Raw genomic sequence first — 13,192 nt, forward strand, 5'->3', positions numbered from 1 at the left:
TCATGACGAAGCAGCATGGGTCGTCTGTGCAGTTAATTTTGGGTCGCGTGCATGGGTTCTAATCTCGAGAGTTCTCTTCGGTCTGCATGGTCACCAGTCGCTGTGTGGGGCGGGTCATGGCCACATACAAGTCAGCTGCAGCCGAAAGACGTGACGGTGCTTCTTCTTCAATGCCGGCGGGCTGTACCAGCACGACTGCGTCGTATTCAAGTCCCTTGACGGTTTGGGCATCGCATATATGAATCTGTTCGTTCTTCAGCTGCTGCTGGTTGATGGCACTGGCTTCTGTGAGCGCCGTATGTATGGTCTCCAGCAAAGCGGATGGTGCAATAACGGCCACGCGCCCTGTGCCGTCATCGGCGATGTACTGCTCACTCAGCTGCGCCACCACATCCGGCAGTTCGGCAATGAGGCTCGTTTCGTCTCGGTAGTTGTGCTGCTCGGCGGCATCGGGCACGTGCCGAACCGCCTGTGTGGTGGAGATATACAGCCCCTCACGGCGAGCGAACGTACTGGCCTGTTCGGAAATTTCCTGTGGATTGCGGTAGTTGATGGTCAGCTCGTTGAGATCCCAGCCATCCTGTCCGAAAATCGCGTTCATGCTCGACTCCCACCGGCGGGTGCCGCCGAGTGCGGAAGTCTGCGCAACGTCGCCTACGATCGTGAACGAGCGAGAAGGGCAGCGGCGCACCAGCATGCGCCAATCCATGGCAGTGAGTTCCTGGGCTTCGTCCACCACCACATGCCCATATGTCCATTCCCGGTCAGCGCCTGCCTTCTGTGCCAGCTCCTCGTCGTCCAAACCGTTGATGTTGTCCAACAGCATGCTTGAGGTCACAATGCCTGACCCAATGCCGGACTGGGCAAGCGTATCCTTGGCGAACTGTTCCTCTTCGCGTCGCTTTGCGTCGCGTGCAGCTTGGGCGGCGGCCTGTTTGGGGTCGGGACCCAATAATTCCATTGCCTCATCAAGCAGGGGAATGTCGGAGATGGTGAATGGCGAGCCCTTGGGACGGGTGAGCAGCTGTATCTCATGCTCGGAAAGCCAAGGGGCGAATCGTCGTAGCTGTTCGGGTTTGGCAAACATCTGATCGACGAGCCAGGTTCCGGTCATCGGCAACCATGCCAGGTTCAATGTGCGGCGTACGCGGTCGTCGAGTTTGATCTGGCCGTCAACGTCCGCTATCTCGTCGTGCCCCGGTTCGTAGTCAAGCTGTTCGATATACCGGTGGCGCAGCGCATGCAAAGCGCTGCGTACAAAGGTCTCTCGCGCTTGGTTGTGCGGCTTGCGGGTGCGCTTGGCGTCTCCTAGAGCCTGTTCCAGGTCGGCGCGAGTCATGCGCACTGTAAAGCCGTTGACGGTGACGCTGGGGAGTTGTTCCGGAATGCGTTCGCGCGCGGCTACCGCGTTGGCGATGGCGGAGGCCATGTGTTTGCGGCCCTTGATCCTGGCGACTTCAGGACTGTCTCGAACGGTGGTCTGAATGCCGGGTATGAGGTCGCTCAACGTGCGTGAAACCACGCCGGTTTCTCCCAGTGAGGGCAGCACCTGATCGATGTAATGCAGGAATGCGTTGCTGGGGCCGACGACGAGCACGCCGGAGCTTTGCAGTTTGCGTCGGTAGGTGTACAGCAGGTATGCGGCCCGGTGGAGCGCTACTGCGGTTTTGCCGGTTCCCGGTCCGCCTTGCACTACCACGGCGCCTTCTAATGGGCTGCGGATGATGCGGTCCTGCTCGCCTTGAATGGTGGCTACGATGTCGGTCATCTTGCCGGTACGTTTGGAGTTGAGTGAGGCAAGTAGTGCGCCTTCGCCGGTCAGGGTGCCGGAGCGTTGGGCGTCGCCGACCTGTGTGGAGTGCACGTCGAGCACCTCGTCTTCGATGCTGACCACGTCGCGGAATTTCAATGTGATATGGCGGCGCATCACCGTGTTGCCGTGTGCGGCTGGCGTGGCCTCGTAGAACGGCCTTGCGGCTTCGGCCCTCCAGTCGGTGAGCAGAGGCTCATGGGTTTCGCTGGACAGGCCGATGCGACCGATGTAGCGCTGCTGCCCATCGGTGTTGTCAATGCGGCCGAACACCAGTCGGTCTTCCACGGCGCGCAAGGCCGTGAGCTGGTCTTCGTACATGGTCGCGAATGAGTCCCGTTCGGTGCGCATGGTGGGCGACCCGTGGGATCCGGCTGCGCGTACGGCATCGAGGCGTGTGCGTGTCTGCTCGCGTAATGAGTCGAGTCGTGCGTAGGCTCGGGTGACGGCCTGCTGCTCGATGTTCATTTGTGACGAGTAATTCGACATGTCTGTTCCTTTACGGTACCTGTGGTTGCCGGTGTGTCGGAGCGTTGCAGAGGATGCTCCGGTGGGCTTGCGTACGGAGATTTGTTTGCGATGACGTGCGCAAAATCCGGGCAATCAAATATATCGCCTACGCCCTACGTGTGAGCGAGGGTCTGCGCTGGGCTAAGAGGGGTGTGGGAATTTTTCTGAGATATGGCAAAAAATTGAGAAATGGCAAAAATCTGAGAAATGGCAAAAAATTGTAATGAAATGGCACAGAATGGGGAGAGGTGGGGTAAAGTGGTGAGAAGTTGTTCGGATTATTGTCACAGCGGGTGAGGGGGTGCACGGTGGATCAGCTGCGAAACAGCCAGAAATCAGGCGATTCTTCGCAAGATTATGCGAGCTCAGTTCAGTCCGCCCCCACCGGCGCCATGATGAATGCCGAGTCCGTGCAGCAGCTTCAGGCTGGCGACACGCCGAACGCGGTCGAATCTGATTTCATGCCGTTGCTCCTTGGTACCTACACCCCAAAAATCGACGCCAAAGGGCGTATGGCTCTTCCTGCCAAACTGCGTGCCCAACTCGGTGAAGGCATGATGATGGCACGAGGCCAGGAACGCTGCGTGTATCTGCTGCCGCAAGCCGAGTTCCGACGCATCGCCATGCGCATTCAACGAACTTCGATGGGCAACAAGGCCGCTCGTGATTATCTGCGTGTGTTCCTTTCCGGCGCCGTCGATCAAAGCCCCGACAAGCAGGGCCGCGTGCTCGTACCGCCGATGCTGCGTGACTATGCCTCATTGGGAGACGACATCGTGGTGATTGGTGTGGGCACCCGTGCGGAAATCTGGAACAGGCAGTCCTGGGAGCAGTACCTGGCCGATAAGGAACAGGGATATTCGGACATCGCCGACGACGTACTACCAGACATGGGGTGGTGAACGCATGACAGATACTTCAGCCATTCATGCTCCGGTACTCCTCGAAGCATGTGTTGACCTCATAGCTCCGGCTCTGAACGAACCCGGCAGTGTGGTGGTGGACTGCACGCTCGGACTGGCCGGACACGCCTCCCACTTCCTGCAGGCCGCACCGCAAGCGCGGCTTATCGGCATCGACCGTGATACGGAAGCGCTGGCGTTGGCAAGCGAACGTATGGAACAGTTGGGTTTGTCCGACCGATTCACTGCGGTGCACGCGCCGTTCGACGACTTCGATGCCGTGCTGCAGGACCTCGGTGTGAGCACCGTGAACGCGGTGTTCATGGATCTGGGGCTGTCAAGCTTGCAAATCGATGAGACGGAACGTGGATTCTCCTATTCGCACGACGCGCCGCTGGACATGCGCATGGATACCAGTCAGGAACTGACCGCACAGACGGTGCTCGAACAGTACGATGCCGACGCGTTGACGCGCATCTTCCGCGACTACGGCCAGGAACGTTTCTCCCGCCCCATTGCCAAAGCCATCGTCCATGACCGTCAGGAACACCCCTTCACATCCTCCAAGCAGTTGAGCGAACTCATAGACCGTGTGATTCCGCGCGCCCACCGTGCCAAAGGCAATCCCGGCAAACGAGTGTTCCAAGCGCTCCGCATCGAAGTGAACGGCGAGCTCGACAAGCTTAAACGCACCTTGCCTCAGATTGCGTTGCACTTGGCGCCCCATGGTCGGCTGGTGGTGGAGTCCTACCACTCGTTGGAAGACAAAACCGTGAAGCGTTTCATGGCGCAGGGGCTGAATGTTGACGCCCCGGCAGACCTGCCGGTGGTGCCGCAAGAAGCCAAACCGTTCTTTGCCGAACTCACTCGTGGGGCAGTGAAAGCCGACGCTGAAGAATTGCAGCGCAACTCGCGAGCGGCCTCGGTGAGGTTGAGAGGAGTGGAATTGGTCAGACCGATTCCCGGACGATGGCAAGACGCATTCAGGCAAGCAACACAGGAAGGGGAACGGTAAATGGCGGCACCAGCACGATCGGCGCGTTCGTCGGCGGCCCCCTCACGTCACACAACCAGAGGGCAGTCCGCCCCCACACGCCCACAACTGCATGTTGTGCGTGGAGGCGCGGATAAGGCGCGCCAGGAGCATGAGCGTGGTACAGGCTTGCTGCAGTGGGCCAAGGGACGTACCGTGAGCGTCGTCAACATGGTGATTGCAGTGGCGTTCCTGTGCTTCTCGTTGTTCGGCTCGTTGGTTCTGCGCACGCAAATGGAACAAAATTCGTTCTCGCAATCCCAAGCCAGGGATAACATCAGCAAACTCAGTCAAGATGTGCAGGACGACCAGGCTCAGCTTGACCGGCTGGAAGCCAGTTTGCCGGACAAGGCCCAGCAGATGGGCATGGTGCCGCAGCAAGGTTCGATTTCTGTCGACTTAAGCGGCGCTGCTCAAGCTGCAGCACCGGCAGACGGAACCCAGGGCGAAGGCCAGCAGCCACAACAAGCACCGCAACCCGCTCAGGATGCGGGCAATGGCGGGCAGTCGGGTCAAGGGGACGCGCAGCAGGCCGGGAAGGCGAGGTAATGTTCGCCTTCTTCAACTCGTTGAAAACCAAGAAATTCGCCAAGCGAAGCCTGTCTGTCGCTCTGGTGCTTGCGGTGCTGGCGGCATTCTGTTTGGGCGAACTCGTCAGCATCCAGTTGATCAACGGCAAATCCATGGCTGCGGCAGCCGCCAAGGGCAGAACGCTTACCGTTCCCATCCACAGCCGTCGCGGCAAGATTCTCGATACCAACGGCGCGGTGTTGGCGCAAAGTCTGGAACGGTATACCATCGTGGCCGACCCTGTGGCTTCGCAGGAGTTCAAGCCCACCGATTGCACCAAGGCAACGAAAAGCTACTGCCAATCCATCGACGGCAAACCGGTGGGTGTGGACGGAGCGGCGGCGGTCGCCAGACTTATAGCCCCGGTGCTGGGCATGTCGGCAATGGACTTGGGAGCCAAGCTCAGTGTGCAGAGCCGCTACCTTATTCTGGCCAAGGATGTGGCTCCCGAAGTCAAACGCTCCATCGACAAACTCAACCTTGCCGGTGCGGTGTACGGAGAACTCAGCGAAGACAGGGTCTACACCAACGGCACCATGATGGGAGCGCTGCTGGGCGGTGTGGACGACAAGGAGCAGGGCGCCTCGGGTATCGAGCAGATGGAGAACAAGCTGCTCGACGGTACGGACGGGTACAAGCAATACCAGCAAGGCAATGGTGGCGAAGAGATCCCCGGCACCATGACCAAGTCCAAGGACGCCAAAGACGGCAGCGACGTGCATCTGACGATCGATTCCGATGTGGACTGGTACGTCAAGAAAGTGCTGACCGACGGCAAGCAGCAGTACAACGCTGATTGGGGTATTGCCGCAGTCGAGGATGTCAAAACGCATCAGATCATCGCCCTCGACGATTCCGATCAGATCGTGGCCGGTTCCCCTGATGCCAAACTCAATGTCTCACGCGCTGTCAACCAGACGTTCGAACCCGGATCCATCGGCAAGGTGTTCTCTCTTGCCGGCATGCTGCAGCTGGGATTGCATCAGCTGACGGATCAGTTCACCGTGCCCGACCACATTGACAAGACGGGTCAGGTTTTCAAAGATTCTACCGACCATGGTCTGGAACATTGGACACTGGCCGGCATTCTCCAGGAATCCTCCAACGTCGGCATGGTGATGGCCTCGGACAAGTATACGGACGCCGACCGCTACGACTTCCTCACCAAATTCGGCATCGGTGAATCCAGTGGGCTGAACCTGCCCGGAGAATCGCGGGGCACGCTCACCAACCCGCAGAGCTGGGACGGGCGAACGCGCGATACGGTGCTGTTCGGACAGGGATACGCCACCAATATCCTGCAGCTGACGAATGCCATCACCACGGTGGCCGACGGTGGTGTGTTCCACAAGCAGCAACTGGTCAAATCGGTCACCAATCCCGATGGTCATGTGGAGTCCTCGTCAACGGACGAAGGCACGCGGGTCATTGACAAGCAGGTCAGTGACCAGTTGCTCAATGCGATGGAATCCGCAGCCGATCACTATCAGAAGTTCGCCTCGGTACAGGGCTACCGCATCGCAGCAAAGAGTGGTACCGCTGAGGTGCGTGGCAACGACGGCAAACTCAGCTCAATCGTCAGCGATTGGGCGGGCGTCATTCCTGCAGACAATCCGCGGTTTGTGGTCACTGTGGTGCTCAAGAACCCGCAGGGTGCTTACGGCGGCATGACTGCGGGCCCGTTGTTCAAGCAGATAGCTGAGTTTTTGATGCAAAAGTACGAGGTGCCGACGTCTACGCCGCGCACCGACGCCATTCCCACGGAATGGTGAACCTGATGGAAGGGAGCGCATGCCATGAGTGCGGTGAATGAGGCCATGGGCCAACACCTGACATTGGGAGCGGTGGCGAACCATTGCGGTTTTGATTTGGTGCCGCCGCAGGCAGGGAACGTGACGGTTACTTCTTTGGCGGATAAGCCCGGAGACGTCAAACCGGGCGCGCTTTATATCCCGCGCACCGGCTACAGCGAAGCCGACCTGGTCTTGGCTGAGCAGCGTGGCGCATATGGTGTCTTATTGCCTCCTGAGGATCGAACCGAACTCACTGTTCCCCGGCTCAGCGCCAAGCCAAGTGCCGCGCAGATTGGAAACATTGCCTCAGACATCGCCGGTTCGCCGTCAAGCATCCTTGCCGTGTTCGCAATATGTGGGGATGATCCCGATGAGACACAGGCCCAAGTGGTGCGTCTGGCCGACTTCCTCCATGACTTGGGCAATCCGGTAGGAGTGTTGAGCGCGGCCGGTTCTTCGTCCCTTGAGAGAACCTTGAACATGGAGTACCCGTTGAGTATCTTAGGAGTACAACACATGTTGTCGGTGTGCTTGGAAGACAGTGCAACGGCGGTGGTGATCTCTGCGGATGCGCAGACTTTGGCGGCCGACGCCTTGCAAGGTGTGAGTGTCGACGTGCTTGGCACGGGTCTTAAACTCGTCGATGTCACGCCGCGGGAGCTGGTTTCGGCGGTGTGTGCCCGTTATGGGTTCAGCGTCGGTGAGGGCTTCAAACTCACGCAGGTGGGTGAGGAGGCGAGCTGGATGGCCTCCCAGGCACCGACGTCGAGCGGCGTGGATTCGCTGCGTAGTCGCCGCAGGCTTGCGTTGGCGATCGCCATGGCGTTGAGCGCTGGAGTGAGGCGCGGCAACATACGCAGCGCGTTGCGCGTGGCGCAGGAGATGCGGTAGGAAGTTTCGGGGAAAGAGGTTCGGCCATGATGGCGATGAGCGTGGAGCAGATCGCTCGCAGCGTTGACGGTACGGTGGTGCCGCCTGAACATGGCGAGGTGCCTGCGGGAGCTGTGGCCACGACGGTGGTCGCGGACTCTCGGCAGATAGCTCCGGGTACGGTATTTGTGGCCATTGCCGGGGAACGGGTGGATGGTCATGACTATGTGCCGGGCGCAGGGGCCAAAGGTGCTGTGGCGGCGTTGGTGAGCCGGGCAGTGCCGGGAGCTGACGTGACTCAGATTGTGGTGGGTGGCGAACCCCCGCAGCAGGCTGTGGATGGGGAGTCGGTACGCGCGCGTACCGCCGAGTATGAGATTGAACATGAACCCACCGTGCGTGCGCTCGGGCGTTTGGCACGAACGAATCTTGAACTCAGGCGTGAGCTGCCGGGGGCGTTCTCGATCATCGGCATCACCGGATCGGTCGGCAAGACGACCACGAAAGACATGCTCAACGCTCTGTTGGAGCCTGAAGGACCCACGGTTGCGCCCGTCGGCTCGTTCAATAACGCTATCGGTCTGCCACTCACCGCGTTGCAGGTAGGAAGCGACACACGGTTCCTGATTGCCGAGATGGGAGCCAACCATGTTGGTGAAATCGCGAATCTGGTGAGCATTGCCCCTCCTGATGTCTCGGTGGTGCTCAAGGTCGGCGTGGCGCACGTCGGCGAATTTGGTTCTGTGGAACGCATCGCACAGGCAAAAAGTGAAATCGTGCAGGGATTGCGCCCTGGTGGGGTGGTGGTGCTTAACGCCGAAGATGAGCGCGTGGCGGCTATGAGTGCCCTTGCTCCGGGTGATGTGCTGTGGTTTGAGGTCGGTGCGGATAAGGATTCGGAACGCACTCGCGCCGCTGGAAGTACGGTCTGGGCAAGAGACGTAGCTACTGATGAACTCGACCGAGCTAGCTTTACCCTGCATACTGCGCAAGGACAGGTACCCGTATCGCTTGGCATACCGGGGGCGCATAACGTTGCCAACGCACTTGCGGCAGCCGCGGTGGCTCTGTATTTCGAGGTTCCGTTTGCTGCCATAGCGCAACGCCTGCATGCGTTGGCACACATCAGCCCACACCGTATGGCACTGTCTCATGTAGATTTGCCGGGCGCTTCATTTACGTTGATTGACGATTCGTACAATGCCAATCCTGACTCGGTACACGCCGGTCTCACCGGTCTGATGCGTTGGAGAGGTGAGTGCGAGAACCCTTACCGTATCGCGGTGTTGGGAGCCATGCTCGAGCTGGGCGAGGATGAAATTGACCTGCATGAGCGCGTGGGGCGGGACGCTGTGCAGATGGGAGTCGACGCCTTGGTGGCAGTGGGAAGCCAGAGCGATGAGCACTTTGATTCCTTGGCATCGAGCTTGGCGAATGGAGCCTCGGCGCTGGCTGCGGCACCGTCTGAACGCCGGAGTACCCCCGTTGTGGTGAAATTAGTGCATAGTGCACAGCAGGCCGATCGGGTGGTAGCACGATTGGCCGCAGCCCATCCGGGCACTGTGGTGCTGCTCAAAGGTTCGCATTTTTCTGGGTTGAGCGCCCTGGCGGAACAGTGGCAGCCATACGGCACCCCGTGGGAGCGCCGCGGCACGGCAACGGAACGAGTGTGAAGAAAATGGAGTTGGAGCGTTGATTTCCCTCATCTTAGGCATCGCGGTGTCACTGCTGGTGGTCATTGTTGGCACCCCGCTGCTCATACGCTTGGTGCACCGTATGAACTACGGCCAATACATTCGCCAGGACGGCCCCAAGTCACATCAGGTCAAGCGTGGCACTCCCACCATGGGCGGCCTTGTCATCATCTTGGCGGTCCTCGCCGGTTGGGGGGCTTCCGCACTCTACCGTTTCTTTGCCCGCGGTCAAGCACCTTCTTGGTCCGCTGTGCTGGTGCTCTACGCCATGGTCTCCATGGGTCTGTTGGGCTTTATCGACGACTTTGCCAAGGTGCGCAAAAAGCAGAACCTCGGACTTTCGGTAAAAGCCAAGTTCATCGGCCAGTTCATCTTCGCCACCATCTACGCGGTGTTGGCGCTTATTCTGCCCACCCAGTCCGGGTTCCCCAGCGCTCAGGCGGGTATGAGCTTCATCGAGAAGCCGTTCTTCAGTTTCGAGTTCGCCGGCAAGGCTGTGGCCATCATCATCTTCGTGATCTGGGTGAACTTCCTGATGACCGCTTGGACCAACGCCGTCAACCTGACCGATGGGTTGGATGGTCTTGCCGCCGGTTCCTCAATGATTTCGCTCTTCGGCTACGCACTCATTGCCTTCTGGCAGAGCTACCATTTGAAGGGAGCCGGTCATCCCGGCTATGCGTATGCCGTCTCTGATCCGCTTGACCTGACCATCATCGCCGCCTGTGCGGCCGCCGCCTGCTTCGGGTTCCTGTGGTACAACTCCAACCCGGCTACCATCTTTATGGGAGACACCGGTTCGTTGGCCCTGGGCGGCCTGTTTGCGGCTCTTTCCATCGCCACACACACTGAGTTCCTGGCCGTGATCATGGGCGGTCTGTACGTGGTGGAAGCCATGAGCGACGTGATTCAGGTGGGATGCTTCAAGCTCACGCATAAGCGTGTGTTCAAGATGGCACCCATTCATCATCATTTCGAACTCAAGGGGTGGAACGAGTCGAAGGTCGTGGTGCGCTTCTGGATGGTGGAATTCATCTTCATGCTCATTGCTGTGGTTATCTTCTATGGGGACTGGGTGTCAAAATCCGGCCCGTTGATTTTCTAACGGTCGGAATTCATATATAACAGGTAAACACATAGAGCGGATACGAGGCGAACTCATGAATTTTTCTTCGATGACGGTACTGATCGCCGGTCTCGGCGTCTCCGGTCGCGCTGCGCGCAGTGTGCTGCTTGGTCGTGCCAAACGAGTGATCACCGTGGATGAGAGCAACAGCCGAGCCAATCTGCACTCGTTCATCGAAGTGGATTGGAATACGATTGACTTGGTGGTGGTATCCCCGGTATTCACTCCGCGAGAGGCGTTCATACTGCATGCGCAGAGCCGTGGAATACCGGTCATCAGCGAAGTAGAACTGGCGTGGCTGCTCAGAGCGGACACCACCAGGACCGGTGTTCCGGCACCGTGGATCGGCATCACCGGAACCAACGGCAAAACCACCACCACACAGATGGTGTCGTCCATGATGGAAGCCCAAGGTCTTGTGGCTCCAGCCGTGGGCAACATCGGCAAGGCGGTGAGCCTGTCTGCGGCAGACCCGGGAGTCGACGCACTGTGCGTGGAGTTGAGTTCGTTCCAGATGCATTTCACCGACTCGTTGGAACTCGACTGCGCCGCCATCACGAACATCGCCGCCGATCATCTCGATTGGCATGGTGGGATGAGCCAGTACGCCGCAGACAAAGCCAAAGTGTTCCAGCATGTCAAGCGAGTACTGGTGTTCAACGCGGATGACGAACGAGTCAGCCAAGCCGCCCAAGCCGCCGTGGTAGCCCCCGGGTGCAAAAAGGTGGGCTTCACATTAGGGCGCCCTGCTGAAGGGCAAATTGGCGTGAGTGGCGGAAAGATTGTGGATCGCAGCGGTTTGTCAGGTGAACCGCATTCTGTGAAGGATGATATTCCCGAGAGTCTTGCCGCTCGACTGGGGCAACGGTACGGAAACGACGACAACGATGAGGACTACGCCATCGCTTCCGTCACGGATTTCCCTGGCCTGTGCGAGCCGGATGGGACGGTCTATCCTCATCTGCTTGCCGACGCATTGACCGCACTGGCGCTGGCCTTGGGCGCGGGCGCGAATGTGGATGCCTGTCTCGAAGCGCTGCGCCGATTCGCTCCGGGAGATCACCGCATCGAGACGGTGGCGCAGCTGGATACGCTCTTGGGAGCCACCATCAGCTTCGTCGACGATTCCAAAGCCACCAACGCCAGCGCAGCTGCGGCTTCGCTCAAATCATATCCGGAACATTCCGTGGTATGGATTGCCGGTGGATTGCCTAAAGGAGGCGAGTTCGGCGACCTGGTGCGTGAGGTTGCCGACCGGCTCAAGGCGGTTGTGGTGATCGGTGTCGACCAGCAACCCATGAGGGATGCGTTGGAGGCTCAAGCGCCTAGGCTTCCGGTCACGTATATCAGTCCGGACGAGCCCAGCGATAGCGTCATGAATCACGCCGTGCAGGCTGCTGGACAGTATGCGCTTGGTTTGGGCATACGTCCAGGGACGGCGAGTGCCACTGTGCTGATGGCGCCGGCGTGTGCCTCCATGGATCAGTTCGCGTCGTACGCGCAGCGTGGAGAGCGTTTCTGCGCTGCGGCGAAGCATTGGGTGTATACGCATGAGTGAACGCTTTGCCGGGCTCGGTCGTCGTTCCGCCAGTGTGCGTGGGGGAAAAGCCAAAGCTGAGGATGCTGAGCCCAGAAATACGGTAGATGGTGCAGACAGTACGCAGAAGGCAGACGATGACGCGTACGCCGCATATACCGGCTGGCGCAGTCTGATCAACCCTATCTGGTGTTATTACGGATTCATGCTCATTGTGGCCGCGCTGACGGTATTCGGTCTGGTCATGGTGTTCTCGAGTTCCTCCGTACGCATGATTTCCGTTGGTGCCTCACCGTGGAAGCAGGCGCTCAACCAGCTTGTATTTTGCGTGCTGGGAGTGGTGCTTGCCGTGGTGGCCGCGCGTATCAAGGCGCGCAATTACCGTCGTCGGGGCATGTTGTTCGTGATGTTTGCCATAGGCCTGCAGTTGCTCACCATGTCTCCCTTGGGTGTGAGCCGCAACGGCAACACCGGGTGGATTGCATTGGGGCCGTTGACTTTGCAGCCGGCTGAGGTGATGAAGCTGGCATTGTGCATGTGGCTGCCGGCAGCCATGCGTGACTCGAACAGACGCAGCAAAAAGCTTGGCATACGCGCCTATCTGCTTCCGGTGGTCGTTTTTGTTGTGTGTTTGGGTGCCGTCATGATGGGTAAGGATCTCGGTACGGCGATGATTCTGATCTTCATTGGTGCCGTGGCGTTCCTTATCGGCGGTTTCCCGGGCAAGTGGCTGGCCGGTGCCAGTCTGGTCGTCGTCGTGTTCGTGGCTGCGTTCGTGCTCAACAGCCCCAACCGCAAGCAGCGTATCCTCGCCGCCTATCAGGATTGCAATTCGGATTCGGCGCTTGATGTGTGCTACCAGTCGGTGCATTCCAAATACGCAATGGCCTCGGGCGGGTTGTTCGGCGTAGGTATCGGTAATTCGCGTGAGAAGTGGAATTACCTGCCCGAAGCGCACAACGACTTCATCTTCGCCATCATCGGGGAGGAAACCGGGTTCATCGGTGCGACGATTGTGGTGCTGCTGTTCGTGGCGTTGGCATGGTGCATGTTCGTTCTGGCTTTGCAGAGCAGCAACCGTTACACGGCCATGGTGCTCATTTGCGAGGCGGTGTGGATTGTGGGACAAGCGATGGTCAACATCATGGTCGTGGTCGGCTTGCTGCCGGTGATGGGAGTGCCGTTGCCTTTCGTCTCGGCAGGAGGTTCCTCGCTGGTGATGTGTCTGATTGCCGCCGGTGTGGCTGTCAGCATGATGCGTGAGCAAAAGCATGTGAAGGCCAACGTTGCCGCACGCAGCGTGTAGCACAATGCTGTTCGAGTATGGGCGGACATGGTGTTTGCGCC

10 protein-coding genes are annotated in these 13,192 nt (G+C 59.1%); 9 read left to right on the top strand and 1 reads right to left on the bottom strand.

Annotation, left to right across the window (positions count from 1 at the left end; all coding sequences use genetic code 11):
* Nucleotides 1–58: 58 nt before the first annotated feature.
* Nucleotides 59–2,299 carry a HelD family protein gene (locus tag ACSYSO_RS03055; RefSeq protein WP_489798704.1) on the bottom strand — a complete coding sequence of 747 codons (2,241 nt, stop codon included), beginning with the start codon at nucleotides 2,297–2,299 and terminating at the stop codon, nucleotides 59–61.
* A gap of 482 nt (nucleotides 2,300–2,781) precedes the next feature.
* On the opposite strand from ACSYSO_RS03055, the gene mraZ reads away from it, so the two are divergent.
* From mraZ to ftsW, 9 genes are read left to right on the top strand one after another with little or no spacing between them, the layout of a single operon-like run.
* Entirely contained in the window at nucleotides 2,782–3,222 is a 441-nt protein-coding gene (gene mraZ, locus ACSYSO_RS03060; RefSeq protein ID WP_489798950.1) for a division/cell wall cluster transcriptional repressor MraZ, read from the top strand.
* A gap of 4 nt (nucleotides 3,223–3,226) precedes the next feature.
* Nucleotides 3,227–4,237: a 16S rRNA (cytosine(1402)-N(4))-methyltransferase RsmH gene (gene rsmH / locus ACSYSO_RS03065; RefSeq protein ID WP_491701977.1), complete on the top strand. Its 1,011-nt coding sequence runs from the start codon at nucleotides 3,227–3,229 to the stop codon at nucleotides 4,235–4,237.
* On the top strand, nucleotides 4,238–4,804 hold the full coding sequence (gene ftsL / locus ACSYSO_RS03070; RefSeq protein WP_491701978.1) for a cell division protein FtsL: 567 nt from the start codon (nucleotides 4,238–4,240) through the stop codon (nucleotides 4,802–4,804). It abuts the gene before it with no gap.
* Nucleotides 4,804–6,597, top strand: a complete 1,794-nt coding sequence (locus ACSYSO_RS03075; protein ID WP_491701979.1) for a peptidoglycan D,D-transpeptidase FtsI family protein — start codon at nucleotides 4,804–4,806, stop codon at nucleotides 6,595–6,597. The genes ftsL and ACSYSO_RS03075 overlap by 1 nt, the downstream gene beginning before the upstream one ends.
* Before the next feature lie 24 nt (nucleotides 6,598–6,621).
* Nucleotides 6,622–7,509 (top strand): UDP-N-acetylmuramyl peptide synthase, encoded by an 888-nt coding sequence (locus ACSYSO_RS03080; RefSeq protein WP_491701980.1) that lies wholly within the window; start codon nucleotides 6,622–6,624, stop codon nucleotides 7,507–7,509.
* 26 nt (nucleotides 7,510–7,535) lie between these two features.
* Complete coding sequence (locus tag ACSYSO_RS03085; RefSeq protein WP_489798696.1) at nucleotides 7,536–9,161, top strand: UDP-N-acetylmuramoyl-tripeptide--D-alanyl-D-alanine ligase; 1,626 nt, start codon at nucleotides 7,536–7,538, stop codon at nucleotides 9,159–9,161.
* Nucleotides 9,162–9,180: 19 nt separating this feature from the next.
* Nucleotides 9,181–10,287: a phospho-N-acetylmuramoyl-pentapeptide-transferase gene (mraY, locus tag ACSYSO_RS03090; protein WP_489798694.1), complete on the top strand. Its 1,107-nt coding sequence runs from the start codon at nucleotides 9,181–9,183 to the stop codon at nucleotides 10,285–10,287.
* Between the two features lie 55 nt (nucleotides 10,288–10,342).
* On the top strand, nucleotides 10,343–11,866 hold the full coding sequence (gene murD / locus ACSYSO_RS03095) for a UDP-N-acetylmuramoyl-L-alanine--D-glutamate ligase (RefSeq protein ID WP_491701981.1): 1,524 nt from the start codon (nucleotides 10,343–10,345) through the stop codon (nucleotides 11,864–11,866).
* Nucleotides 11,859–13,151 (top strand): putative lipid II flippase FtsW, encoded by a 1,293-nt coding sequence (ftsW, locus tag ACSYSO_RS03100; RefSeq protein ID WP_491701982.1) that lies wholly within the window; start codon nucleotides 11,859–11,861, stop codon nucleotides 13,149–13,151. Before murD ends, ftsW begins: the two co-directional genes overlap by 8 nt.
* Nucleotides 13,152–13,192 lie beyond the last annotated feature (41 nt).

This window comes from Bifidobacterium sp. ESL1130 (genome assembly GCF_058507935.1).